Source organism: Serratia sp. LS-1 (assembly GCF_003719595.1).
Taxonomy (GTDB): Bacteria; Pseudomonadota; Gammaproteobacteria; order Enterobacterales; family Enterobacteriaceae; genus Serratia; species Serratia ureilytica.
In genome coordinates this window covers 2,759,530-2,785,190 of the sequence record NZ_CP033504.1, presented here as the reverse complement: position 1 = coordinate 2,785,190, position 25,661 = coordinate 2,759,530, and the positions used below count along the sequence as shown (strand labels likewise).

Here is a 25,661-nt window from a genome sequence, read left to right as displayed (position 1 = left end):
TCTTTTGTTACTAAACCCATGATGGATGTTTCAAAAGATTCCTTAAGATAATATTAAGAAAAGTGTTTAAGGGCGCCGTAATTCTATTTAATAATTGTTTAATTATCCGCAGATACAATCTTCCACATTCAATGCCAATGTGGGTGACAATTATGAAAACGCTGCTGTTGACCGGCGCTACCGGCTTTCTCGGTGGTGCGGTTCTTGAAAAATTATTGATTGAAAATCAGTCTATTAATTATCTTTTACTGGTGCGCGCCGACGATGCGCAGCAAGGGCTGGCCCGTATTCGCGCGAATATGGAAAAATTTAATATCGACGCGAATCTGCTGTCTAAAATTACGATAGAAAATATATTGTTGGGCGACCTTTCCGAGCCAGCCGACTTTTTAACTGACGCACGCATTAACAAAGTCACGCACGTTATTAACTGCGCGGCCGTTGCTTCTTTCGGTAATAACCCGCTCATTTGGAAGGTAAACGTAGAAGGCACACTGGCCTTTGCCGAAAGAATGGCGCAGGTACCGGGATTAAAACGCTTCCTGCACGTCGGTACCGCCATGTCCTGTTCGCCGGAGCCGGGTTCGCTGGTGTCGGAGAGCGGCGAGTTTGAGGAAGACGCCGAGCACCTGGTGGAATATACGCGTTCCAAATCCACCATCGAACAGCTGATGCGCCAGCGCTGCCCGCACATGCCGCTGACCATCGCCCGTCCGTCGATCGTCGTTGGCCACACTCGCCTGGGCTGCCAGCCTTCCAGCAGCATTTTCTGGGTGTTCGGCATGGCGCTGATGCTGCGAAAGTTCATGTGTTCGCTGCAGGACAATATCGATGTGATCCCGGCGGACTACTGTGCGGATGCGTTGGTGATGTTGATGAACAGCGAAACGCTCGAGAACGACGTTTATCATATCTCCGCCGGTGAGGAGAGCAGCGTCAGCTTTGCCGAAATCGACCGCGCCATGGCGGCGGCGCTGGAAAAGGCGCCGGTGGGCGATGAGTATGCGCAGGTGACGTATGACGCGCTGGTGAAAATGCGCCGTCAGCTGAAAGACATTTTCGGCCCGTGCAACGAGCGGCTGATGCTCAAAGCGATGCGCCTGTACGGATCGTTCGCCATGCTCAACGTGCGTTTCAGCAACGAGAAAATCCTCAAGCTGGGCATGCCGAAACCGCCGCGCTTCACCGACTACATCGCCGGCTGCGTGCAGTCGACCCGCGGGCTGTCCATTCAGCAGCAGATGGTGGTGGACTTCAAATAACCGTCGGGCGCCCTGGGCGCCCGACGCTGTGGTCCGTTACCAGGACGAAGATGACCAGAAGACGCGGCCGAGCACCACCAGTTGCTCTTTGCGCTGCTGATAGCTGAGATGCTCGTCCTGGTACTCTTCCCGGTTGAGGGAGCGGATGATGACGCCGCCGTCCGGCTGCTCGATAAGCACCTTCACCCGCAGCAAATTGCCGTGGCGGATGGCGTAGGTCTTGCCCTCGCGGATGCGCGTGTCGTCGGTGTTGATGCCGACCACGTCGCCGTCCTGCAGGCGCGGCTCCATGCTGGAGCCGGAGATGCGGATAATGCGCGCGGCGTTGACCGCCACCCCCATCTTGTGCAGATAGTAACGGCGAAAGATCAGCGAAAACTCCTCGCGATCGACGATTTCGTAGCAGCCGTCGCCGGCGGAAAAATCGATATCCAGCAGCGGGATCTCCACAAACTCTTCCTTGTCTTGTTCGGTATCTTCCCATACCACCGGTTTCAAGCGGGCGGGTTGGAAGTCCGACTCCGCCGCCACGTTGTCAAACGGGCGCACCAGCTGCTTTTCATGAAACACGTCGAACCAGCCCTTGGGCAAATTCAGCTTGGCCTCGATCCGCCTGGCCAGATTGTCGCCAAGATTGCGGGAGGATTTCTCCCCGATGATTTGGCTCAGCGTCGGCGCGGAAGACTCAACCAGCGTGGCGAATTCATTCTGGTTGACGCCTTGCCGGGCGTAGCGGGCCATCAATTCGCGCAGATTGTTGCGCCTGATTTCTTTAGTTTCCATCGTGCAATGATCGCACTCTTTAGCAAAAAGGTAAATAACGATTTTGCTAAAAAAGACTTGCGCATAATTTAGCAATTAGCTAAAACAAAAAGGGTGAGCCAAGGGTTCACCCGTGCGGGGCGGTCTGTCATGATGAGGGGCCGCTCAGTGAAATCAAACGAGAGAGGGACTTTACGATGTACAAGATTGATTACAATAGCTACCGATCGGTCGCCAGCTTCGGCCACCGCGTGCGCTTTCTGGTGCTGCACTACACGGCGCAAAACTTCGCCGACTCGGTGAAGTCGTTGACCGGAAAATCGGTCAGTGCGCACTATCTGGTGCCGGATCCGACCGAGGCGACCTATCAGGCGGCCGGCTTCAGCGGCGTGCGCATCTTCAACCTGGTGGACGAGAATGAGCGCGCCTGGCATGCCGGCAGCAGCCAATGGGGCACCCGCAGCAATATCAACGACACCTCGATCGGCATCGAGATCGTCAACCTGGCGAGCGGCGACGGTGGAAACATCACCTTCCCGCCGTTCAATCCGCAGCAGATCGAGGCCGTCACCCAGCTGGCGCAGAATATCCTGCAGCGTTATCCGGACATCTCGCCGGTGAACGTGGTGGCGCACTCCGACATCGCACCGGGCCGCAAGAGCGATCCGGGCCCGCAGTTCCCGTGGCAGCAGCTGTATCAGGCCGGCGTCGGCGCCTGGTATGACGAAGCGACCAAGCAGCAGCGCCAGCAGGAATACTGCAGCCAGGGCCTGCCGGCGCAGGCCGATCTGCTGAAACTGTTCGCCCAATACGGCTACGACACCTCGGCGGCGAACACCGCAGAAGGCTATCGCCAGCTGGTGCGCGCGTTCCAGCTGCACTTCCGTCAGCAGAAGTATGACGGCGTGATGGATGTTGAAACCGCCGCCGTTCTGCGCGCGCTGGTCGACAAGTACGTCGCCTGAGCCTGAAGGTGAATGGGGGACGCCTCATTCGCCTTTTCCTCGCCGGGCTTCCTCCGCTAAAATAGCGGCCTGGCTGGTCTTTATCGGAGGCACTGTGCGCCTCGATCGAAAAATCTCTTCCCTCGAACTGCTGACCTATCGCCACTACCGCATCGTACACGGCGTGCGCATCGGGTTGGCGTTTATCCTGACCTTTCTGCTGATCCGCCTGCTGGCGGTGCCCGAAGGCACCTGGCCGCTGATCACCCTGGTGGTGGTGATGGGGCCGATCTCGTTTTGGGGCAACGTGCTGCAGCGGGCGCTGCAACGCATTGCCGGCACGGTGTTCGGCGCCGCCTCCGGCCTGATCGCCCTGTATCTGGAGCTCTATTCGCTGCCGCTGATGCTGGTTTGGTGCGGCGTGGTGATGTTCGTCTGCGGTTACCTGACGCTCGGCAAACGGCCGTATATGGCGCTACTGGTGGGGATCACGCTGGCGGTAGTGTGCGGCGCGGGCGCCGGCGACATGCACACCGCGCTGTGGCGCAGCGGCGACGTGATCTTCGGCTCGCTGTTGGCGCTGCTGTTCACCAGCATCTACCCGCAGCGCGCCTACATTCTGTGGCGCATGCAAATGGCGGACTGCCTGCAAACCGCCGCCCGCCTCTACGGCGCGTATTTTTCGCCGAACGTTATCGAGCGGCCGCGGCTGGAGCCGCAGCTCAAGGATCTGTTGAATCAGGTGGTGAAGCTGCGCAGCCTGATCGTGCCCGCCAGCAAGGAAACTCGCATCCCCAAAGCGGTGTTCGAAGCGGTGCAAACCCTCAGCCGCAATCTGGTGTGCACGCTGGAGCTGATGGCCGATGCTTACTGGGCCTCGCGCGAAACGCACTTCATCATGTTGAACGCCCGCACGCTGCGCAGCACCCAGCTGCTGACGCTGAGCTCGCTGGAGTCGCTGGCGGTGCTGATGCGCGAAGGGCCGCAGGCGCAGCGCCAGGCGGCGGCGGGGCAGCTGGCGGAAATCGCCGGCGAGCTGAAAACGCTGATGCAGGAAGTCAGCGTCGGCCAACACGGCGAAGCGCCGATTTACGGCTACGTTTGGCTCAGCATGGAGCTGGCGCAGCAGTTGGAAGAGTTGGGGGATTTGCTCCAGGTTTGCACCGCCGCCGGGCGCGAATAAGGGGTCAGATCATGAAGGCGGCGCTTTGGGTTTTGGCCGCCGGGGCAAAGTGGGTAAGATAAGCCAATCACTGTTGTGCCGGACCGCCACAAACCTGTATCTTGGTGCCATGTGGCCGTAAGCAAATGAATCTGTGTATTACTAAAGCAAGGGTATAAAGATGGATAATGCAAATAAGCCGAGTTTCCAGGACGTGCTGGAGTTTGTGCGTATGTTCCGCCGCAAAAACAAACTGCAACGCGAGATCGTCGACAACGAAAAGAAAATTCGTGATAACCAGAAGCGCGTGCTGCTGCTCGACAACCTGAGTGAGTACATCAAGCCCGGCATGAGCATTGAAGACATTCAGGGTATCATCGCCAACATGCGCAGCGACTACGAAGATCGCGTTGATGACTACATCATCAAAAATGCCGATCTGTCCAAAGAGCGCCGCGAGCTGTCCAAAAAGCTGAAAGCGATGGGCGAAGTGAAGTAACCCGCTTTATCGGGCCGGGCGCGATGCCTGGCCCGCATTCCTGCCAATCATCTTCTTCCCGCCGTTTCGATCATCTCCCGATCCTCACCGATCCTGTAAATGGGATCGCGATCCGCATTTGTAGCATTTTTAGCCGCAATGTTAACGAACTGTGATTTTGCTCAAACAATTCTTTTTGCAGCTTTGGTTATATGTCGATCAATGTTCACGTTGTCATTTTGATTTTTCGGGATGTGTGATGATTAATTCATTGAAATTTAACATGTTGTGTCGTTGCTCATTTTTTGTTGAATAAAAATGACAACGTCAACATTAATAGAATTCAAGCGTTTAACGAATGTATTGGAGGAAGAGATGAGCCAGTTGCCGGAAAAAATGCGCGCGGTCGTTTGCCATGGCCCGCAAGATTATCGTTTCGAACAGGTGCCTACGCCGCTGCCGAAGGCGCGCGAGCTGGTGATCAAGGTGGAAGGCTGCGGCATCTGCGCCGGCGACTGCAAATGCAAGAACGGCGCGCAGATGTTTTGGGGGGAGAACCCGTGGGTTAAACCGCCGGTGGTGCCGGGCCACGAGTTCTACGGCCGCATCGCCGCGCTGGGCGAGGGCGCGGAAGGCAAATACCGGCTCGGCGAGCGGGTGATCGCCGAGCAGATCGTGCCGTGCTGGGAGTGCCGCTACTGCAAATCCGGCAGCTACTGGATGTGTGAGACGCATAACATTTACGGCTTCCAGAAAGACGTGGCGGAGGGCGGCATGGCGGAGTACATGCGCTTTTCCGAAAACGCCATCGTCCACAAGATCCCGGAAAGCCTGAGTCATGAAGACGCGGTACTGATCGAACCGATGGCCTGCGCCATCCACACCGTGGCGCGCGGCGACATCCAGCTGGACGACGTGGTGGTGCTGGCCGGCGCCGGGCCGCTCGGGCTGTGCATGGTGCAGGTGGCGCGCCTGAAGACGCCAAAGAAACTGATCGTGATCGACGCCATCGACGAGCGGCTGGCGCTGGCGAAGGAATTTGGCGCCGACGTGGTGATCAACCCGCTGAAGGAAGACGCCGACCAGATCGTCAAATCGCTAACCGGCGGCTACGGCTGCGACGTGTATATCGAGGCCACCGGCGCGCCGATCGGCGTCACCCAGGGGCTGCAGATGATCCGCAAGCTGGGCCGCTTCGTGGAGTTCAGCGTGTTCGGCAAGGAAACCACCGTCGACTGGTCCATCATCGGCGATCGCAAAGAGCTGGACATTCGCGGCGCGCACCTGGCGCCCTACAGCTACGAAATCGCCATCGATCTGTTCGAGCGCGGGCTGGTGACTTCCAACGGCGTGGTCACCCACAGCTATTCATTGAACGACTGGGACGAAGCCTTTGCCCTGGCGGACTCGACCGACTCCATCAAGGTGATCCTGGTTCCCTGACTCTCCCGCCGTACCGCTGTTGCAGTCACGACCGTCGGCCCGCTCGCAACGGAGGGGCCGGCCGGTCGGTCAAACGTAAAGACATGCTGTTGCTCTGATAACCACAACAAGAAGCTTCCCTACAGGAGAATTGGCTATGTTTTCATTATTCAAAAAGACCCTGCCTTTTATCGTCGCCGGTGGAATGTTGGCGGCCAGCCAGGTGGCGCTGGCCAAGCAAATCACGATCGGTATGTCGTTCCAGGAAATGAACAACGACTACTTCGTCACCATGAAGCAGGCGCTGGATCAGGCGGCGGCGGATATCGGCGCCAAAGTGTACGTGGCCGATGCGCGCCATGACGTCGCCAAACAGATCGGCGACGTGGAAGACATGCTGCAGAAGAAGGTGGATATCCTGCTGATCAACCCGACCGATTCGGTGGGGGTGCAGTCGGCGGTGATCTCCGCCCATAAGGCCGGCGCGGTGGTGGTGGCGATCGACGCCCAGGCGGAAGGGCCGCTGGATTCATTCGTCGGCTCGGAAAACTACGACGCCGGCTTCCAGGCGGGCGAATACCTGGCGAAAGCGCTGGGCGGCAAAGGCAAGGTGGCGATCCTCGACGGTATCCCGGTGGTGCCGATCCTGGAGCGCGTGCGCGGCTTTGAAGCGGCGATGAAAAAATACCCCGACATCAAGATCGTCACCAAGCAAAACGGCAAGCAGGAACGTGACACCGCGCTGACCGTGACCGAAAACATGCTGCAGTCGGCGCCGGATCTGGCGGGCATCTTCAGCGTCAACGACGTCGGCGCGCTCGGCGCCCTGGCGGCGATCGAAAGCAACGGCGCCAAGGTCAAGCTGGTGAGCGTCGACGGCCAGCCGGAAGCCATCAAAGAGATCCTCAAGCCGAACTCGCCGTTTATTGCCACTTCGGCGCAGTTCCCGCGCGACCAGCTGCGCATTGCGCTCGGCATTGCGCTGGCCCGCTACTGGGGCGCCACGGTGCCGAAAACCGTGCCGGTCAAAGTGAAGCTGATCGACCGCAGCAATGCGGCCGGCTTTAGCTGGTAACAGCGGCCGGGTTCGCCCCGCTGCGGCGGGGCGTTCGGCGCGGAGGGCAATGCGGTGACACCTTTACTGGAACTGAAGCGAATCAAGAAAAACTTTCCCGGCGTGAAGGCGCTGGACGGCATCGATCTGGCCATTCAACGCGGCGAGGTGCACGCCCTGCTGGGCGAAAACGGCGCCGGCAAATCGACGCTGGTGAAAATCATGTGCGGCATCCATCAGCCGGACGAGGGCGATATTTTTATCGACGGCGAGCAGCGCCGCTTTAACAACTATCGCCAGGCGATCGAGGCCGGCGTCGGCATTATTTTTCAGGAATTCTCGTTGATTCCGTACATGAGCGCCATCGACAACATCTTCCTCAACCGGGAGATCAGGAACCGCTGGGGCCTGCTGGATCGGCGTGCGATGCGGCGCAAGGCCGAGGCGATTTTCAAGCGGCTGACGGTGGCTATCGATCTCGATTGCCCGGTGGAGCAGCTGAGTGTGGCGCAGCAGCAGTTCGTTGAGATCGCCAAGGCGCTGTCGCTGGAGGCGCGGGTGCTGGTGCTGGATGAACCGACCGCCACGCTGACGCCGGGCGAGGCCGAGCACCTGTTCAGCGTGATGAACGATCTGCGGCTGCTGGGCGTCGGCATGGTGTTTATCTCGCACCACCTGGACGAAATCTTCACCATCTGCGATCGCATCACCGTGCTGCGCGACGGCGCCTACATCGAAACGCTGGCCACCGGCGACACCAACGTGGAAGAGCTGGTGCGGCTGATGGTCGGGCGCAAAATCGAGAACGCCTTCCCGGTGAAACAGCACCCGGTCGATACCGCGACGGTGCTGCTGGAGGCGGAGATCCAGCGCGAGAAGCACGGCGCGACCGACCGCTTCCACCTGCACAAGGGCGAGATCCTCGGCTTCGCCGGGCTGGTGGGCTCCGGGCGCACCGAGACCGTCTCGGCGCTGATCGGCGCCAGCCGCTGCCACCGCAAACGCGTCAGCCTCGGCAGCCAACCGGCGGCGCTGCGCTCCCCGGCGCAGGCGCTGGCGCAGGGCATCGGCCTGCTGCCGGAGAGCCGCAAAACCGAGGGCCTGGTGCTGCCGTTTTCGGTGGCGCAGAACATCACCCTCAACCGGCACCACCGGCGCGGCAAGATCTTCGTCAGCGCCCGCAAAGATCGCGACGTGGTGCAGCGGCTGATCCGCGCCGTGGGCGTGAAAACCCCGGACGCCGAGACCGCCGTCAGCACCCTGAGCGGCGGCAACCAGCAGAAGGTGGTGATCGCCCGCTGGCTTAACAATGACTGCAACATCCTGATCTTCGACGAGCCGACGCGCGGCATCGACGTGGGCGCCAAGGCCGAGATCTACCAGCTGATGCAGCAACTGACCCAGCAGGGCATCTCCATCATCATGATTTCTTCCGAACTGCCGGAGATCATCGGCGTGTGCGACCGCGTGCTGGTGTTTCGCGGCGGCCACATCGTCGCCGAGCTGACCGGCGACGGCATCGAATCCAACCACATCATGCTTCACGCGACCGGGAGTGCCTTATGATCGGAATTGAACAACCCGCCGTGGCGCGCCGCGCCGCCGGCCCCAGCCTCGGCAAGCGCTGGGAAAAACTGCTGCATCACCCTGTGGTCTTGCCGTTTATCGGCTTCGTTGTCCTGTTCGTGCTGATGAGCCTGCTGAACGACAGCTTCCTCAGTGTCAACAACCTGACCAACGTGGCGCGCCAGGTATCTATCAACGCCATCATCGCGGTGGGCATGACCTGCGCCATCCTGACCGGCGGCATCGATCTCTCGGTGGGGCCGGTAATGGCGCTGGCCGGTTCGGTCGCCGCCGGGCTGATGCTGGCGGCGGTGCCGATCCCGCTGGCGATGGTGGCGGCGCTGGCGCTCGGCGCGCTGTTCGGCCTGGCCAACGGCGCCTGCATCGCCTACCTGCGCATGCCGCCGATCATCGTCACCCTGGCGTCGATGGGCATCGCCCGCGGCCTGGCGCTGCTCTATACCGGCGGCTACCCGATCTCCGGCCTGCCCGACGTCTTCTCCTTCTTTGGCCGCGGCACGGTGCTGGGCATCCAGGTGCCGATCCTGATCATGATCGGCGTGTACCTGCTGGCCTGGCTGATGCTCAACCAGCTGCCGTTCGGCCGCTACGTCTACGCGATGGGCGGTAACGAAGAGGCGGCGCGCCTGAGCGGCATCCGCGTGCCGCGCTACAAGATGCTGGTGTACGTGATCAGCGGCCTGACCGCCGCGCTGGCCGGGCTGGTGCTGACCTCGCGCCTGATGAGCGGGCAGCCCAACGCCGGCGAAGGCTTCGAGCTGGACGCTATCGCCGCCGTAGTGCTGGGCGGGGCGGCGATTTCCGGCGGGCGCGGCGCCATCGTCGGCACGCTGGTGGGGGCGATGATGCTCGGGGTACTCAACAACGGCCTCAATCTGATGAACGTATCGCCGTATATCCAGAACGTGGTGAAGGGCGGCATCATCCTGGCCGCCATCTACCTCAGCTCCGTGCGGCGCAAATAGGAGGCGCGATGTCAGTCTTTCTTGGCATAGACGTCGGTGGCACGGTGATCAAGGCCGGGCTGTACCGGGCAAGCGGCGAAGAGCTGGCGATCGCCGAGCGCGACGGCGCGGCGATTGCCGCCCAGCCGGGCTTCAGCGAACGCAATATGGACGCGTTGTGGGATGACGTTTGCGCGGCGATCCGCCAGACGCTGCATGCGGCGGGGCTGGCGGCCGGGCAGGTGCGCGGCGTTAGCTTTTCGGCGCACGGCAAAGGGCTGTACGCCATCGACCGCCACGGCAAACCGGTCGGCAACGGCATCCTCTCTTCGGACAACCGCGCAGCGGCCACGGCGGCTGAGCTGCGCCGCACCGGGGTGGACGCGCAGACCTACCCGCGCAGCCTGCAGCCGCTGTGGCCCAGCCACCCGGCGCTGCTGCTGCGCTGGCTGAAGCAGCGGCAGCCGGCGCAGTACGCCGCCGTCGATCGCATCCTGATGGCGCACGACTACCTGCGCTTTCGCCTCACCGGCGAGGCGGCGGCCGAGGTGACCAACATCTCCGGCAGCAACCTGTTTAACCAGCACAGCGGCGCTTACGATCCGGCGCTGATGGCGGCCTTCGGCATCGAAGAGGCGCAGGAGAAGACCGCGCCAACGATCGGCTCGGCGCAGCTGGCCGGGCGGGTGACGGCCGCGGCGGCGGCGCAGTGCGGCCTGCGAACGGGCACCGCGGTGTACGGCGGCCTGTTCGACGTGGTGGGCGCGGCGCTCAGCTCCGGCGTGGCCGACGATCGCACGCTCAGCGCGGTGGCGGGCACCTGGTCGATCGCCACCTGCGTGACCGAGCGCATCATTCCTGCCGATTACCCCTACGCCTGGGGGCGCTACTGCATCGACGGCCGCTATTTCGTGCACGAAGGCAGCCCGACCTCGGCCGGCAACCTGGCCTGGTTCCTGCGCCAGTTCTGCGCCGACGACCGGCAGCGCTACGCCCAGTTCAACGCCTGGGTGGCCGAGCGCCGCGAGCAGCCGAGCGGGCTGCTGTTCCTGCCTTATCTGTACGGCTCCAACCTCGGCGGCAACACGCCGGGCGGGCTGATCGGCCTGAGCGCCCACCACGAGATGGCGGACGTGGTGCAGGCGATCTACCAGGGCATCGTGTTTTCGCACCTGATCCATCAGGAGCGCATGGTGCAGCTGAACCCGCGCATCGAGCGGGTGCGCCTGACCGGCGGGCCGACGCAGTCCGAGGTCTGGATGCAGATGTACGCCGACGCCGGCAACCTGCCGCTCGAGGTGGTGGAAACGCGCCAGAGCGGCTGCCGCGCCGCCGCCCTGTGCGCCGCCGTCGGCGCCGGGGAGTACGCTGGGTTTGCCGAAGCGATCGCTGCCGCGCCGCCCAAACTGCGCTGTTATTATCCCGCGACCGCCGCCCACCGGCGCCTGCGCGCCCAGCAGGCGCGCTATCTGGCGGTCGCTCAGGCTTTGAGTGAGGTGACTGATGCAAACGACTAACGCCGCCTGTCTGGGGCTGTATGAAAAGGCGCTGCCCGCCGAACTGAGCTGGCCGCAGCGGCTGGCCACCGCCGCTGAGCTGGGCTTTGAATTTGTGGAGATGTCGATCGACGAACAGCCGGCGCGCCAGCAGCGGCTGGATTGGGATCGCCGTCAGCGGCTGGCGTTTATCCAGGCGCGGCTCGACAGCGGGGTGACGGTGCCGAGCCTGTGCCTGTCGGCGCACCGGCGCGATCCGTTTGGCAGCCATGACGCCGCCACCCGCGAGCGGGCGCGGGTGCTGATGAGCAAGGCGCTGGAACTGGCGACGGATCTTGGCATCCGCAACATCCAACTGGCGGGCTACGACGTCTATTACGAACCCGCCGATCGCCACAGCCGCGAACGCTTTATCGAGGGCATGCAGTGGGTGGCGGCGCAGGCCGCCAGAGCGCAGGTGATGCTGTCGGTGGAGGTGATGGACACGCCGTTCATCAACAGCATCAGCAAATGGCGCGACATCGCCCGCCACGTCAACAGCCCGTGGTTCACGGTGTATCCCGATCTCGGCAACCTCAGCGCCTGGGGCAACGACGTCGCCGCCGAGCTGGCGCTGGGCATCGGCAGCATCACCGCCATACACCTCAAAGACACCGTGGCGGTGGGGCCGGGCAGCGCCGGGCAGTTCCGCGACGTGCCGTTCGGCGAGGGCTGCGTGGATTTCGCCCACGCCTTTGCCGTGCTCAACGCGCTCGGCTATCGCGGCCCCTATCTGCTGGAGATGTGGGCGTGCGAAGACGGGCAGGATAAGCAACGCATCGCCCAGGCCAAGGCCTGGATCGAACAACAGATGAATGAGGGAGGCATCGCATGCTGAACGAACTCAAGCGGCAGGTGCTGGCCGCCAACCTCAGCCTGCCGGCATACGGGCTGGTGACCTTTACCTGGGGCAACGTCTCGGCGATCGACCGCCAGAGCGGGCTGGTGGTGATCAAACCTTCGGGCATCGCCTACGAGGCGATGACGCTGGAGGATTTGGTGGTGGTGGATCTGGAGGGCAAGGTGCGCGAAGGGCACCGCAAACCCTCATCCGACACCGCCACCCACCTGGCGCTGTACCGCGCCTTCGCCGATATCGGCGGCGTGGTGCACACTCACAGCCGCAACGCCACCATCTGGGCGCAGGCCGGGCAGCCGATCCCGGCGCTGGGCACCACCCACGCCGACTACTTTTACGGCGACATTCCCTGCACCCGGCCGATGAGCGAGGCGGAGATCGCCGGGGATTACGAGGGGGAAACCGGCAAGGTGATTATCGAGACCTTCAATCAGGCGGGGCGCGATCCGCAGCAGGTGCCGGGAGTGCTGGTCTATTCTCACGGCCCGTTCGCCTGGGGCAAGGACGCGGCGGATGCGGTGCACAACGCGGTGGTGCTGGAAGAGGTGGCGATCATGGCGATGGCGACGCGCCAGCTGGCGCCGGCCATCGCCCCGATGCAGCCGGAGCTGCTGGACAAACATTTCCTGCGCAAGCACGGCAAACACGCCTACTACGGGCAATAGCGCCCGTCAGCGATTCAACAGCGAGCCGGTGAAGAACTCTCTGCGCACCGGCAGTTCGCCGCGCGGGCTATTAATGGCGCTGAACAGCAGCTCCGCGGCGATCTCCCCCAGCTTTTGCGTATCGTGATACACCCCCGGAATGTGCAGGCCGTAAGCGCCGGCGCGCGGCGGCTCGTCTATCGAGAAGAACTTCACCTGCTGATAAAGCCCCATCTCGTGGCAGATGGCGATGGCGCCCAGCGTGATGATGCCGTTCAGGCCGATGATGTAATCCGGGCGGTTCTCCGGCTGCGCCAGATAGGCGCGCACCTCGCTTTCCTGCGAGGTGAAATCATAGTCGCCGTTGATGATATGAATCTCACGCCCGCTGCCCTGCAGCGCCGCGACGATGCCGGCGGTGCGCGTTAGCGTAATTTCGGAATCCGCCGGGCCGCCGATAATCAGCAGCTTCTTCTCCGGCTGCTCCGCCAGATAGCGCCCGGCCAGCACGCCGATCTCACGGTTATCGAGGAACACGCCGCTCAGCTTCTGATCGTAGAGATCGCGGTCGATCAGGATCAGCGGCACGCCGTACACCTCGGCCAGCTCGAGATAGGCGGGGCGGTAGCGCTTGTCGTCGCGCACCGCCGACAGCAGGATGCCGCGCGCCTTGTAGCCGAACAGCGCCTGAATGGCGCGCATTTCCGCCTCTTCGCTGCCGTCGGTGTCGAACAGCATGATCTGGTAGCCCTGCTGGCGCGCAATGCGCGACACGGTCTTGATCAGGCCGGAATAGAACGGGTTGTACATGCTGCTGGTGACGATGCCGATAATCTGGCTGCTGCTGCTTTTCAGACCCTGCGCGAAGGCGTTGGGCACATAGTTCAGCTCTTTGGCGATGGCGTGAATGCGCTCGCGAGTTTCCGGCTTGACCAGCTCGGGCTTATTGAAGGCGCGGGAAACGGTGATATTGGTCACCCTGGCGCGGCGGGCGATATCCACGATAGTGGCATTGGGATTGGCTTTCGACACCGTCTTTCCTTGCGTTATGCCTCAACAGATCCCTTATTGTAGGGAAAGGGCGGGGGCGGTGCTAGGGGGGAGTGGGGGGAGGGAAAATAATGGAATGAAAATAGAGGTAATAATGTCGTTGGTTTATTAATTTTGAGTTGAATCATTTTATGTGGTTATATTTTGTTGCGGCGGGATTTCGATAAGGTGTGTTTCATGGTCGAGGTTAGGTATCAATGGCTGTTTTGTGCCAGAAGCGGACATTGATAACATCACATTGCATTAATTATTTGGGAGCAGAACAATTCAATTGTAACAACCTGATATTAGGCGAATAACCAAATAGATATTTATAAAATTTCATTGAAATGATCTACGAAAAAATCAATAATGATGTTATTTCATACAAAAAAAAGATGTGGAAGATTATTAATAATACGAACGAAATACTGCATTTGTTTATTATGTAACATATGGTTTTGGAATAATATTAAGATATCGAGAAAAGGCATGTGAATATGGTTAATGTAAATAAGTACAATAATGAAGATAGAATCAAGTTGATTTTGAAAGGAGTGGAAAATGGCGATTATCCTGAAACTCTATTTAAGTATAGAGAGATAGAAAGAGCAATGCAGATTCTGAAGGATTGCACATTTAGGTTTTCCAGTCCTGCAAGATTTAATGATCCTTTTGATTGTTCACTTGACGAAGTTCTTAAATATGATCGCAATGAAATAAGTAATTGGCTAGATGTTATGTTTTCTTCAGAATCATCCTTAAATAATTCAGAAAAACTCAAAGGGATTAATAAAAATGATGTAATAGACGCTCTTTTGAATGACGAAGATAATCTTGTGTCTATTGTGAATGAATATAAAAACAAGGCTATAAACTCAAGAGGTGTTCTTTCCCTATCAAAGAAAGTAAATGAAATCCTTCTTTGGTCGCATTATGCAGGGAACCAATCAGGCGTTGCAATAGAACTTGAACTGAAGAAAGATCCATCATTCTTTCTCATGCCAAGAAATATGAATTATGTTGATTCATACAACCCTACAAACTACATCAATGATAGTTTAGAAACCATTAATCAAATTTTAAGTACTAAGTTTAGTCATTGGAAGTATGAGGATGAAGTTAGAATATATAAAGTTGATTCAGCAGATAAAGATGTAAAAATAAACCCGGAAGCTATTAAGGCGATTTATTTTGGTGTCAGAACTGAAGATAAAGATATACAAAGCATAAAGAAATTATGTCAATTATCTCACTTGCAACATGTTAAGTTTTTTAAAGGTGAAAAGGTTTATGGTCAGTTTAGTATAAAATTTATCCATATATGATGCATTAGTTATTATACTATAACCATTGATATTTTTCGCATTGATGACATTGCGATGTGAATAATATTGCAGTAAGCAGATGCGAACTTCCGCTACTCGCTTATAAGGGACAACCATACTCAAATTTCCCACATTGCAGGAGATTTGAGTATGAATACGTCACCGTGGAACAAAGACCGTATCATCGGCCAAAAAAGACCACTTCAGATATCTCATATCTGGGGGATCCGAATCCGGCTTGAACTGGAAGGTAAAACGCGCGATTTAGCTCTGTTCAATATGGCCCTGGACAGTAAGCTTCGAGGCTGTGATCTGGTCAAACTCAAAGTATCGGATGTGGCATATGGTAGCTCGGTTTCAAGCAGAGCAACGGTGTTGCAACAGAAAACCGGTAGCCCTGTGCAATTCGAGATAACCAAAGGGACAAGAGAAGCTGTTGCTGCATTGATAAAGCTTGGCAATTTGCACAGTAAAGACTTCTTGTTTCGGTCTCGGGTCGGAACTAACCAGTACATTTCAACCCGGCAATACAACCGAATCTTTCATGGGTGGGTAGAAAAACTTGGTCTCGAAGGTTCACTTTACAGCACACATTCAATGAGAAGAACAAAACCTTACCTGAGCTACAAGAAAACCAAGAATCTCCGGGTGATCCAACTTCTGTTGGGTCATAAGAAACTGGAAAACACAGTCCGTTATCTGGGCATTGAAGTCGATGATGCGTTAGAGATCTCTGAATCGATTGAAGTCTAAGGTTGTCAGGGCTGCAACAGCAGCCCTGTGCCAGGAGCGGACGTTACTAACGTGATGATGAGATCATCTACGAGAAACAAGTCATATGGGATATATTTCCAATAGAATATGAAAGATTAAACCCTGACTGGAGTTCATCCATTATTTATTACAAGTGAGATTTTATACAAGAAAAAGGATAAATATTAATTTTTCAGAAACCTCTAAATTCATGTAATTTTGAAGATAGCTCTTCATTCTTTTTTATGAAGTCTAATAAATACTCTTCAGTTATTATTACTTGATTTCCATCCTTATACTTAGTTGCTAACATCTGGTTATCATTATCTGATGAGATACCTTCCGGAGCGGTGATGCGAAAACTATGCATTATCCTATTGCGGATAATGACAAGCTCTTCAAAAAGAGTTGCAATAGTATCGTCTGATTTTTTTGAAATGGTTTCTTTGATAGGGATTTTAAGCTGGCCAGAAGTTTTATCTATTAACGCATACCAGTTGTAACTTTCATCATCATCTTCCCTTAAAATATTTTCAATGATAAAACCATTGTTGGAGTTGAAAACACAAACGGCAGTGCCAACAAGTTCTCTATATTTTTTTGACGGTAATGATTGGCGCGAAAAAACTTCATACATGATAATTTAACCCTCATGAAAGTAGGTGATAATATCAGAGTTGAACTCTGCTCCGGCAGTGGAGCGCAACCAAATTCGCAGCATTTTCAGTCCTATCCTAACTCTGCTCACTGTATGTCACAAGCGGAATTTAATAACATCAGGCTATCCCCTTAGCAGGACTGGTCACCAGTTATCTTTTGATAAATCAAGGGCTGCAGATTGAATCCATCGCTCATAGGCAGTTCCCAATTGCCCTATGCTTTGGATACCAGGGATATTCATTGTCAAAATAGCTTGATGGTTAACCTGTTTCGCCCCCCATAAATACCCATACTCTACGTACCCTCTGATTTTCAAAGCCCTACAAATTACTTCTTTTCTAAAAAAAGCATCAAGTTGAATGTTGTTTGTATAATTAAAGAGATGGTTCTCAGCATGCATCTCTATGAAGTCTTTTTTATTTTGTATTACTGACAACACTTTCTCTTTATTTAACACTCTACCATAATACGAGGTTCCATCATTGCAGTGTGCGTATATCTCATTGAAGTAAACGGATGCTCCTCGCCAATCAGCGAAGCTCAAGGACTCCCCGCTCAGGTGGTTATGATGCAAAACAAAGTTAGGCCAATTACTGATTGAGTCCAGCAATGCTGAAGAGGGATTTGCTCGGTTCTCTAGTTTTTCTGTACTGAATTCGAGTAGCGGACCTTTAGGGCAATGAAGTGAAGCAGAGTATTCCCAGCGTGCACACTCACCGGCTTCGACTAACAATAGTGCGGTTATTTGTTCTAAGTCAGTCATGTTTCTTAACATGCTTAGCTCCCATAGCTTATTGACTAATGTATATCGGCAACACGACTCCACATCTTGAGATATCTCTTCATTTTTTGAATCTAGATGTGAGCACAATCGTTTAGTTGCATCTTTATTACTTTTTTCACACTAGGTATGTCAATTTATAACGAAATTTAAACTTCCGCTCTTCGCTCACAGCAGACATGATGACTACTCATCGTGTCTGCTGCGTGCCAACAGCGGACATTGCTGGCACATGGTATGTTAGTTTAATGGGGGCAGGTCATCTCTTTACATGAAACCCATGCCATTGAATTATTTTTTGTCTGTTATTGCGCTGATCCCCCTTATTGTGAACCTCTTATCACCATTGAAATATAGAGGGGATTTGAAATAAGGACCATCTTTAATTCTTGTTGCTGTACTTATTAGATCCCCGATTGCTTTTTCGAGCCCTTTATCCGCAAATGCTATCGAGTCATCACCTATTGGATAACCGGGCGTTGTAACTGTACACGGTATATTAGGGTGATTAACACAATCTAATAAGTATTTGTAAAATACATCTTTGGGGATGACTAATCCAAACTCGCGCCATGCATATTTTCTCCCCCAATAGTAATCATTTTGCACAGCGTAATTTACTCTTGAATCATTCTTGCCTTTGTTTTCATCATGTTTTTCTCTTGAAACTAATTTTGCACATTCGTAGCTAATATATTGATTAACTACAGAGGACTTCGATACACAAGATATATCTACCATTTTAACTCCACCTGCTTCGGTAAATCCTATGTTGTATCTTTCTCCAGGGACTAGCTCGTTTTCAAAGTTAGCTTCGAATTGATAGGTTGTATCTGTTGTTGCTGGCTGGAATGTGTGTAGATAACGACCATTACCTAAATCATGTTTCTGGTAGTTCGTAACAATCAGGTCGTGAATTGTTTTTAAATCTCTCGACTTCATCATTTTATCCATTTTATAAAAGTGTATCGGTAAGCTTACCCCACTATCATACATCCGTACGCAGTGAGACTGAAAATAAACCTATATCAGATAACAGCCTTCTTTGTAAGAGCACTTCCTTTTCGTAGTTCCCTTCTGTGACAGTGCTTTGTGGTCAATTCATCGAAATACGGCGGGCATTTCTTGTGAGTTATTCCCGCATTCACTGCGGATATTCTCACCATGATTAGCAGATAACGCTCGCCGCAGTCTCATGACCGAACGGAGTTAGCGAATGAGCGCGGAAGCGGAAGAGCACCCGTTGCTGATGTGACCTGCTCCCTGTTGCTTACACGCCACAATTTAAGTAATGCCTTTATCAAATTGCGAACTTCCGCTTCTCGCTCAAAGCCGCCCTTCAAATGCCACCATTCAAAGCAATAAACCAGCGCCAGCAGCGCTGGAGCGATGGTGGTGAGGGGCTCTCATTGGGTGAAAACAACAATCCCCGCTTAAGAGCGATCGAAAAAGCAACGCGGACGATGAACTCTGCGATCGACCACCGGTAACAACACCGCTAATCTAGCAGCGACTTTTCACCCCCCAACCTCCCGCCACAACCCCGGCAACAGCCCCAATGTCTCATCAATCAGCGCCCGCCGGTCATTGCCCGGCTTCCAGATGGTCACCATGGTTTGGCTGATCCCCTGGTTGCCCACTTCGGTGCGCAGCGTGTTGACGTTTTTCCACCGTTCGGCATGCATATGCGTCGGCAGGAACCCCCAGCCGCAGCCCTGTTCGAGCAGGGCGCGCAGCATTTCCAGCTCGTTGGTGAAGATAGTGTGCCCGGAAATTTGCAGGCGGCGCGCCACCGGTTCGTCAGAATCCGGGTGCATGATCACCTGTGGCGCGAGCGAGAGCTCCAGCAGTGAAAGCGGCTGTTCCGCGCTGGGGAAAAGCGCTTTAGACGCGTAAAAATCCATCTCTATCGCCCCTAAGGCGCGCCACTCCATGGTGTCGCCCACGCTGCGGTTACGCGCCTGGCAGATGCCCAGATCGGCCTGGCCGTTTGCCAGCAGGCTTTCCGCTTCTTCGCGCGAGGCGTTAATCAGGCTCAAGCGCGTGTTGCGCTGGGCCATAGCGGCAATCAGCGCCTGCAGCAGCGCGCGGGGCGTAAAGGGATCGTAGACCAGCGAGATTTCCCGCGCCGCGCTCTTGGGCACGTCTTTGGCAAATGCCTCAAACGCTTTCACCTGGCGCATCAGCAGGTGTGCCTGGCGCTGCAACTGTTCGCCTTCCGGCGTCAGGTGCAGGCTGCGCCCCTCGCGCAGGAACAGCGCATAGCCCAAGCCATCCTCGAGAAAATCAATCAAATCGCGCAGCGTCGTGCGGTCTTTGCCCAGCTTGAGCGCGGCTTTCGCCAGGCTGCCGTGCTCGGCCACGGCGGTGAAGGCTTCCAGTTGGGCAAAGGAATAAATCAGGCTCGGCACGCGGTTCCCCCGTCGATTTTGCGGGGGATTTTCCCCCATCAGGCGTTTTTTATTATAGGCCGCGTTTTTTTAAGCTGAACGCCTTCCTGAGCTAAGCGAGAAAAAATATGAAAAGCAAAGTGTTTAACCGCAGCCTGTTGGCGGGCGTTGTCATCAGCCTCTGCAGCGGCCTGCTGGCGCCCGCCGCGCTGGCCGCCTGTGCGGGCTCCGAACTCAGCGCCTGTCCCGCACCTTTCGATGCCCGATTGCCGGACACGCACAAGATGCTCACCTGGAGCCAGAGCGACCGGGTGATCGGTTTTCGTAACGACTACCGCAACTATGCGGGGGATGTGTTTCATCACGGCAATGCCGCGCCGCTGGTGGCTGCCGCTAAACCGCTAACGGACGCCAGTTATCGGGTGAATGGCAAAACCTACAGCCTGCAGGACTATCTGCAGCGCCAGAACGTCAGCGGCATGCTGGTATTGAAAGACGGCAAAATCGCCTGGAAATATCTGGGGGAGGGCAATACCGACGCCACGCTGTGGACGTCGCGCTCGGTGGGCAAATCCGTGGTCGCCACGCTGGTGGGCGTGGCGATTAAACAGGGCAAGATCCGCTCGCTCGACGATCTCATCACGCAATACGAACCCGATCTGAAAGGCAGCGCGTGGGACGGCGTGACCCTCAGGCAGCTGATCACCCACACCTCCGGCGTGGCGTGGAATGAGGATTACACTAACCCGAAATCGGACTTCGCGCAGCTGACAGAGTGTGAAGCCAAACCCGGTACTTATGCCTGCGTGCGCAAGCTGGTGGCCGGTTTGCAGCGTGCACATCCGGCTGGGCAGAACTGGTCTTACTCCTCCGGCGGCGCGTGGCTGCTGGGCGACGTGCTGGAGCGCGCCACCGGCATGCCGCTGGCGGCCTATCTTGAGCAAAGCATCTGGCAGCCCTACGGCATGGCGAGCGACGGCGTGTGGCATGCTTACGCCAAAGGCCAGCACGACGTGGGTGCGCACGGCTTTAACGCCACGCTGGAAGACTGGGGGCGTTTCGGTGAGTTCATTCTGCATAACGGGACGTTGCCGAACGGCAAACAGATCCTGCCGGAAGATTGGGTAGCCCAGTCGGCCAACTGGACGCGGGCGGCGGGCTCGGTGTCGGCGGCGCATCCCAACGGCATCTACGGCTTCCAATGGTGGAACAACGAAGTGCCGGTGAATGCGGCCAACGTTGAGCCTGCTTCGCAGACCTCCCTCAAGCATTCCCTGTGGGCGCTGGGGATCTTCGGCCAGATGATCATGGTCAATCAGGCGGAGAATCTGGTGATCGTCCAGTGGTCCACCTGGCCGCAGGCGGAGCCGTCTTTCAGCGCGCAACCGCTGGAGGCATCGCTGATGTTTAGCGCGATAGCGAAGGAATTGCGTTAATTCCACAGAACGAGCAGGGGCGGTTGCCATTCCGCCCATGCATATAACAGCGCGGAAACGGCGGTCTGGGCTATGCTTTTCACCACATCCACTTTTCGCCGCAACGAGCGTGACAAAAGTGCGGCATGTCAGTCTAGGTTGGGGAGTGGCTAAATTGAAAATCGATTGGCATAGCGCATTGCTAACACGCGCCACGATCGTGGATAAAAGCTACAAAAATACGCAAAACGTTCGTCGTTTCATGGTTGAGGCGTGCGGAGAGGATTTTCGCTTCGATCGTGAATTTATGGCATGGATACGCAATGACATGCCAAAGACGTTAGGTGATGTCGTCGATGAGTGGCAGCGCAGGCACTCATAGTCGTTCGTAACCCCTAGCCGGTTAGGGTGCGGTTCGGGCAGCGCCTTATCGTTAGGTACTGGAACGGCCGTTCATTTTGCTCAAGTCTTCAAATGTTTCTCTATCATAAAGTCCGGCAAGGTGTGAAATTTCAGGGTGCCTTATTGGAATGAGGCATAGCGGTAAAATCGAGAGGGAGGAATAAGTAAGTGATTGGTCATTAATCCAGAACCAGATATTGACCAGCGGCGGTCGCATGATCTGGTGTTGATTATTTAGACAACAATAAACTTTCTCTCGTTCGCATCAATATCAGATGGCCTACCAACTTTTTTTCCAAGAGAAAAATTCCTTCCGTCGTGATAGATTGAATTCATGAAATATTTTTTTCAAATTCAAACTGTTTCAGATTTAATAATGAGGGAGTCATGGGTTTATTCACTTTGGAAGACCAAGAGTTCAAAAAGGTTGCTAAAACCACGTTTATGCGCGAATCGATCCTTGAACGCAGGGATATTCAGTCAGCAATAGCCAAGAATATGAGCGATTTTTTGCCCGATTGCTTGGTAATCCAGGAAGAGTTTAACAATTGGGAAAACAGCCAGCGTAGAATTGATTTACTCTGTATCGACAAGGCATTTAATCTGGTTGTTGTTGAGCTGAAGCGGGATGAACAAGGTGCGCATATGGAGCTTCAGGCGGTAAGGTATGCCGCTATGGTTTCACAAATGACGTTTAATGATGCTGCGGAGTGCTACCAAAAACATCTTGATAAAGAAGGTGTTGCTAAGAGCGCAGAGCAGGAGATACTCAAATTTTGTGAGCGAGACGAAAGCGAGATTGCTGACTTCAATACTCAGGTAAGGATTGTACTGATCTCAGCTGATTTCTCTACGGAAGTGACAAATACGGTACTTTGGCTGAACAATAATGGGCTAAATGTCAGCTGTTTCAAGTTAAGCCCTTATCTGCACCTTGATAAGGTATTGGTCAATTTTGAACAGATAATACCGCTGCCCGAAGCAAAAGATTTCTTGGTTAGACAGAAACGAAAAGAAACGGAAGCCAGGGATGCTAAAGAAAAAGGAGAGAGGGATTACTCGAAATTTATCTATAAGGGTGTGGTCTATAATAAAAGAAATCTGGCCTATGAGCTGATGAACGAATGGATTATGGATACTAATCCGTATGATATGCAGGTGATAGCGTCCATGTTTGGCGATGATATCCATCGCAGCCTTATTAAGGTTGAACAGGATGTGATTGCGTCACGGCGTAAACGATTTCATGATGAAACCATAGAGCTTGCCTCTGGTGAGATAGTGCTTATTACCAATCAATGGAGTATTGGCTCTATTCAAAAGTTGATAAATAAGTTTGTCAGCCTTGGCTATAACATTGAGACGCACCAGCAAGATTGATGTCAGACGGCCAATCAGATAGGCCTCAGCACACAAAGCGGAACCTTGCCCCTGCATGTGATGGCATTGTTCCGCCAGATACTCTCGGAACCATGCCAGGCACGCCTCTACACCAGCGCTTTCACTAACCCCGCCGATCAAACCGATGAACCAGCGCCAGCGCCAACGCCAGGAGCAACAGGGGCGGGGCAAGGGCGGTGAAGGGCGCGTTGAGGGCGAACAGCAACCCCAGATTGAGGACGATCTGGTAAGCGATGTAGGTCAGCAGCCCAATGATGACGCCGAGCGCTAATCGGCTGCCCATGCCGGGCGCACGTGGGGCGGTGAAGGTAAACGGGATGGCCAGCAGAATCATCGCCAGCACCAGCAGGGGCTGGCCGAGTTTTTTCCACAGCGCCAGGCGGTATTCGGTGCTGGGTTGCCCAGAGCCCTGTAGATAATCGATATAGCGATCCAGCTGTTGGAGTGAGAAGCTGCCGGCCGGCAGGGTCAGCTCTTTCAGGCTCGGCACGGCGAACAGCGAGCGCCAGAGCAGGCTATCTTGCCGATTAATCGTCTCCTTTCTGCCTTGCCAGCTTTTTTGCATCACGTTGTGCAGCAGCCAGTTGCCGTCGGCGGCGGTGCTGGCGCTGTCAGCGTAAATGTAAGACTCCAGCGCGCGGTTGGCCTGATAACGGAAGATCTCAATGCCGTGGGGCTGGTCGTTCTCATCGACGGTTTTGACCGTAACAAACTCGTTGCCGCGCCGCGCCCATAGCGGGTTCACGGTGACGTCGTTACTGTTCGACTGCGCCAGCGCGTTGTTCTTCATCTGCAGTGCGCGTTGCTGCAGCGGCGAAGCGGCCCATTCATCGAGGGCGCCGAGTGAGAGGTTCATCAGCAACCCGGCGGCGAGCATCACCAGCGCAATGCGGAATATCGACATCCCGGCGGAGCGGATCGCCGTCAGCTCCAGAGTTTTCGACAGCTGCCCCAGCCCGACGATACCGCCGAGCAGCGCGATAAACGGCCCCAGATCGACCAGGCTGCGCGGCAGGGTCATCACGGTCACCAACAGCGCCTGCTGCCAGCGGTAGCCGCCCGGAGTGACGTCCTCCAGCTCGTTGATCAGCGTGAAGGTGGTGAACAGCGGGATGAGCAACCCGGCCGCGGCGGCGAAGCCGATGAACACGTTGCGCATTAGGTAGCGGCTAAAAATAGTCATCGGGAGGGTTTCCGCAGCAGGGATAAGTCGCGCGCCAGCAGCAGGGCGATGCCGACAGCCATCGCTATCGGCACCAGCCAAACGCCGGGGATCGTCGGCAGAGAGCCGTTGGCCACCAGCGTGCGGCAAATGTTGCCGCCATAGAAAATCACGGTAAACAGCACCGTCAGGGGCAGCAGCGCGGCGTAGCGCCCCTGTCGCGGCTTGATGCGGCTCAAGGGGATCGCCAGCAGCACCATCAGCACGGTGGTCAGCCCGCGGCTCTCGCGCCATTGCAGTTCGGCGGCATCGCCCGGATCGGCGGAGCGCGCCAGCTCCGCCGGCGAGGCCGACTTGTGCCGGCTTTCGGCGCTGGGCACGAACGGTTTGAGCGCGATATCAAAGTTGTCGTAATTCTGCCCGTTGTCGTCGGCGCCCTCACGATCCAGCACATAGGCGGTGCCGGTTTTCAGCCGCACGGCGGGGCTGGCGGGGGAGGCGTCGAGCACCTCCACCGACTGCGCGCGGTACAGGTTGGTGTGATGGCCGCCGCGCACATAAATCAGGGCGTCCGTCAGGTGGTTGGCCGTTTTGTCGACGTGATTGGCGAGGATCATGCGGCCGTTGCCGCTGACGTTGAATTTGTCGGCCTGCAGGTGGCTCACGTCCAGCACCGACTGCGACTGTTGCTGGAGCTGATAAATATTGGCGTACGCCCAGGGCCTGCCATACAGCGACAGCAGCGTGACCGCGATCGCCAGCGGCACGGCGAGCAGCAGCACCGCCTTGTACAGCCGCAGCGGGCTGGCGCCGGCGGCCAGCATGGCGGTGATCTCCGCATCGCTGTACATCTGGCTCAGCGCCACCGCCACCGAGACATACAGCGCGACGGGCAATATCATCTCCAGCGCGATCAGCGATTTATAGAAAACCACGTCGGCCACCACCCGCAGCGCCAGCGTGCCGTTGGCGGCGTCGGTCAGGTAGCGCTGGGCGGAGTAGCTGGCGAACATGAAGATCAGAAACCCGGCGATCATCATCACCAGGCGGCGGATCTCAACCGTGATATAGCGTTCAATCAAAGGCATGCGTTATCGGCTCCCGGCGGCGTGCGCTTCATGGCGCCTCCCGCGCGATCAGGGCGCGCAGCAGGGCGATCACCTGGTCAACTTCCTGCGGGGTGAGTGCGCCGTCCTTCGCCCACTGCACGCGCCCGGCCTTGTCCAGCACTACGATGGTTGAGCTCTCCTCCGGCAGCCGCCAGGCCATGCGCCCCAGCCCGTCGCTGTCGACGATGAACTGCGCCCAGGGGTAATGCCGTTTGTTTTTCTCGATCTTGCCGCGCACGAAGAAGCCGGAGCCCGGTATCGCATCGTCGGTGTTGACGATGGTGGTGGGCTGGAAGCGGTCGCCCGGCAGGTTCGCGTCCTTGACGGCGTTGATCAGCAGCGAGTTCTTCTTTTTGGCGGAGGTGCGCCCGGCGATGTACTGGATCACCCGCACCTTGCCCGCCAGTTTTGCGCTGTTCCACGGCCGGTAGCTGAAATCGCCGTTGCGCAGCAGCAGCTCGCCGCGATCGGCGATGGCGATTGGCGCCACCGGCCGGCCCTGCACGAAGTTATGTGCCAGCGCCGCCAGCGGCGACAGCAGTAGCGCAAGGGCCAGCAAGCGAGGTAACGTCATCATG

At 56.3% G+C, this 25,661-nt stretch carries 25 protein-coding genes; 16 read left to right on the top strand and 9 right to left on the bottom strand.

The features are described from left to right. The first annotated feature begins 152 nt into the window (after positions 1-152). Positions 153-1,262 carry an SDR family oxidoreductase gene (locus EDY99_RS13370; RefSeq protein WP_033644325.1) on the top strand — a complete coding sequence of 370 codons (1,110 nt, stop codon included), beginning with the start codon at positions 153-155 and terminating at the stop codon, positions 1,260-1,262. A gap of 36 nt (positions 1,263-1,298) precedes the next feature. On the opposite strand, the gene EDY99_RS13365 is transcribed toward EDY99_RS13370, so the two are convergent. Beyond that, a complete protein-coding gene (locus EDY99_RS13365; protein ID WP_033643785.1) occupies positions 1,299-2,045 on the bottom strand; it encodes a helix-turn-helix transcriptional regulator in 747 nt (248 codons plus the stop codon). A gap of 176 nt (positions 2,046-2,221) precedes the next feature. Here EDY99_RS13365 and EDY99_RS13360 point away from each other — a divergent pair, with 176 nt between their 5' ends. The 10 genes from EDY99_RS13360 to araD all read left to right on the top strand — a co-directional run bounded on the left by EDY99_RS13360 (position 2,222) and on the right by araD (position 12,674). Beyond that, positions 2,222-2,989 carry an N-acetylmuramoyl-L-alanine amidase gene (locus EDY99_RS13360; RefSeq protein WP_033651900.1) on the top strand — a complete coding sequence of 256 codons (768 nt, stop codon included), beginning with the start codon at positions 2,222-2,224 and terminating at the stop codon, positions 2,987-2,989. A 94-nt stretch (positions 2,990-3,083) separates the two neighbouring features. Beyond that, a complete protein-coding gene (locus EDY99_RS13355) occupies positions 3,084-4,151 on the top strand; it encodes an FUSC family protein (protein WP_033643781.1) in 1,068 nt (355 codons plus the stop codon). 160 nt (positions 4,152-4,311) lie between these two features. Continuing rightward, positions 4,312-4,629 carry a PTS system regulator TmaR gene (gene tmaR / locus EDY99_RS13350; protein WP_004935612.1) on the top strand — a complete coding sequence of 106 codons (318 nt, stop codon included), beginning with the start codon at positions 4,312-4,314 and terminating at the stop codon, positions 4,627-4,629. A 354-nt stretch (positions 4,630-4,983) separates the two neighbouring features. Further along, the gene (locus EDY99_RS13345; protein ID WP_033643780.1) at positions 4,984-6,051 is read left to right on the top strand and encodes an alcohol dehydrogenase catalytic domain-containing protein; all 1,068 of its coding nucleotides are present in this window, start codon (positions 4,984-4,986) and stop codon (positions 6,049-6,051) included. A gap of 136 nt (positions 6,052-6,187) precedes the next feature. Further along, positions 6,188-7,105: an ABC transporter substrate-binding protein gene (locus EDY99_RS13340; RefSeq protein ID WP_016927010.1), complete on the top strand. Its 918-nt coding sequence runs from the start codon at positions 6,188-6,190 to the stop codon at positions 7,103-7,105. Between the two features lie 54 nt (positions 7,106-7,159). After that, the gene (locus EDY99_RS13335; protein WP_123061835.1) at positions 7,160-8,650 is read left to right on the top strand and encodes a sugar ABC transporter ATP-binding protein; all 1,491 of its coding nucleotides are present in this window, start codon (positions 7,160-7,162) and stop codon (positions 8,648-8,650) included. Continuing rightward, positions 8,647-9,636, top strand: coding sequence for an ABC transporter permease (locus EDY99_RS13330; protein WP_123061834.1), 990 nt, complete (start codon positions 8,647-8,649; stop codon positions 9,634-9,636). Before EDY99_RS13335 ends, EDY99_RS13330 begins: the two co-directional genes overlap by 4 nt. An 8-nt stretch (positions 9,637-9,644) precedes the next feature. Beyond that, the gene (locus EDY99_RS13325; RefSeq protein ID WP_123061833.1) at positions 9,645-11,132 is read left to right on the top strand and encodes an FGGY-family carbohydrate kinase; all 1,488 of its coding nucleotides are present in this window, start codon (positions 9,645-9,647) and stop codon (positions 11,130-11,132) included. Continuing rightward, on the top strand, positions 11,119-11,988 hold the full coding sequence (locus EDY99_RS13320; RefSeq protein WP_123061832.1) for an L-ribulose-5-phosphate 3-epimerase: 870 nt from the start codon (positions 11,119-11,121) through the stop codon (positions 11,986-11,988). Before EDY99_RS13325 ends, EDY99_RS13320 begins: the two co-directional genes overlap by 14 nt. Next, a complete protein-coding gene (gene araD / locus EDY99_RS13315; RefSeq protein ID WP_033632583.1) occupies positions 11,982-12,674 on the top strand; it encodes an L-ribulose-5-phosphate 4-epimerase in 693 nt (230 codons plus the stop codon). Before EDY99_RS13320 ends, araD begins: the two co-directional genes overlap by 7 nt. A 6-nt stretch (positions 12,675-12,680) precedes the next feature. On the opposite strand, the gene EDY99_RS13310 is transcribed toward araD, so the two are convergent. Next, positions 12,681-13,685, bottom strand: a complete 1,005-nt coding sequence (locus EDY99_RS13310; RefSeq protein ID WP_123061831.1) for a LacI family DNA-binding transcriptional regulator — start codon at positions 13,683-13,685, stop codon at positions 12,681-12,683. A 497-nt stretch (positions 13,686-14,182) separates the two neighbouring features. Here EDY99_RS13310 and EDY99_RS13305 point away from each other — a divergent pair, with 497 nt between their 5' ends. Next, entirely contained in the window at positions 14,183-15,010 is an 828-nt protein-coding gene (locus EDY99_RS13305; protein WP_071845126.1) for a DUF2971 domain-containing protein, read from the top strand. A gap of 150 nt (positions 15,011-15,160) precedes the next feature. After that, positions 15,161-15,763, top strand: a complete 603-nt coding sequence (locus tag EDY99_RS13300) for a site-specific integrase (protein ID WP_060660469.1) — start codon at positions 15,161-15,163, stop codon at positions 15,761-15,763. Positions 15,764-15,956: 193 nt separating this feature from the next. Here the strand turns inward: EDY99_RS13300 and EDY99_RS13295 are convergent, their stop codons facing one another. The 4 genes from EDY99_RS13295 to EDY99_RS13285 form a co-directional block, all read right to left on the bottom strand. Beyond that, positions 15,957-16,400: a hypothetical protein gene (locus EDY99_RS13295; RefSeq protein ID WP_060660470.1), complete on the bottom strand. Its 444-nt coding sequence runs from the start codon at positions 16,398-16,400 to the stop codon at positions 15,957-15,959. Positions 16,401-16,565: 165 nt separating this feature from the next. Further along, on the bottom strand, positions 16,566-17,198 hold the full coding sequence (locus EDY99_RS24625; RefSeq protein WP_164489279.1) for a hypothetical protein: 633 nt from the start codon (positions 17,196-17,198) through the stop codon (positions 16,566-16,568). Between the two features lie 297 nt (positions 17,199-17,495). Further along, entirely contained in the window at positions 17,496-18,146 is a 651-nt protein-coding gene (locus EDY99_RS13290) for a hypothetical protein (RefSeq protein WP_071845175.1), read from the bottom strand. Between the two features lie 575 nt (positions 18,147-18,721). Further along, complete coding sequence (locus EDY99_RS13285; RefSeq protein WP_123061830.1) at positions 18,722-19,615, bottom strand: LysR family transcriptional regulator; 894 nt, start codon at positions 19,613-19,615, stop codon at positions 18,722-18,724. Positions 19,616-19,722: 107 nt separating this feature from the next. Between EDY99_RS13285 and EDY99_RS13280 the strand changes: the two genes are divergently transcribed. From EDY99_RS13280 to EDY99_RS13270, 3 genes are all read left to right on the top strand, one after another. Then, positions 19,723-21,030: a serine hydrolase gene (locus EDY99_RS13280; protein WP_123061829.1), complete on the top strand. Its 1,308-nt coding sequence runs from the start codon at positions 19,723-19,725 to the stop codon at positions 21,028-21,030. Positions 21,031-21,184: 154 nt separating this feature from the next. Continuing rightward, positions 21,185-21,391, top strand: a complete 207-nt coding sequence (locus tag EDY99_RS13275; protein WP_047025471.1) for a DUF6434 domain-containing protein — start codon at positions 21,185-21,187, stop codon at positions 21,389-21,391. Between the two features lie 407 nt (positions 21,392-21,798). Beyond that, positions 21,799-22,791, top strand: coding sequence for a hypothetical protein (locus tag EDY99_RS13270; protein WP_047025346.1), 993 nt, complete (start codon positions 21,799-21,801; stop codon positions 22,789-22,791). A 124-nt stretch (positions 22,792-22,915) separates the two neighbouring features. On the opposite strand, the gene lptG is transcribed toward EDY99_RS13270, so the two are convergent. Genes lptG through EDY99_RS13255 form a run of 3 tightly spaced genes read right to left on the bottom strand, consistent with a single transcriptional unit; the run spans position 22,916 to position 25,657 of the window. Then, positions 22,916-23,995 (bottom strand): LPS export ABC transporter permease LptG, encoded by a 1,080-nt coding sequence (gene lptG / locus EDY99_RS13265; RefSeq protein WP_123061828.1) that lies wholly within the window; start codon positions 23,993-23,995, stop codon positions 22,916-22,918. Beyond that, the gene (gene lptF, locus EDY99_RS13260; protein ID WP_042785029.1) at positions 23,992-25,062 is read right to left on the bottom strand and encodes an LPS export ABC transporter permease LptF; all 1,071 of its coding nucleotides are present in this window, start codon (positions 25,060-25,062) and stop codon (positions 23,992-23,994) included. Before lptF ends, lptG begins: the two co-directional genes overlap by 4 nt. Before the next feature lie 28 nt (positions 25,063-25,090). Further along, positions 25,091-25,657 carry a YtfJ family protein gene (locus EDY99_RS13255; protein WP_123062178.1) on the bottom strand — a complete coding sequence of 189 codons (567 nt, stop codon included), beginning with the start codon at positions 25,655-25,657 and terminating at the stop codon, positions 25,091-25,093. Positions 25,658-25,661 lie beyond the last annotated feature (4 nt).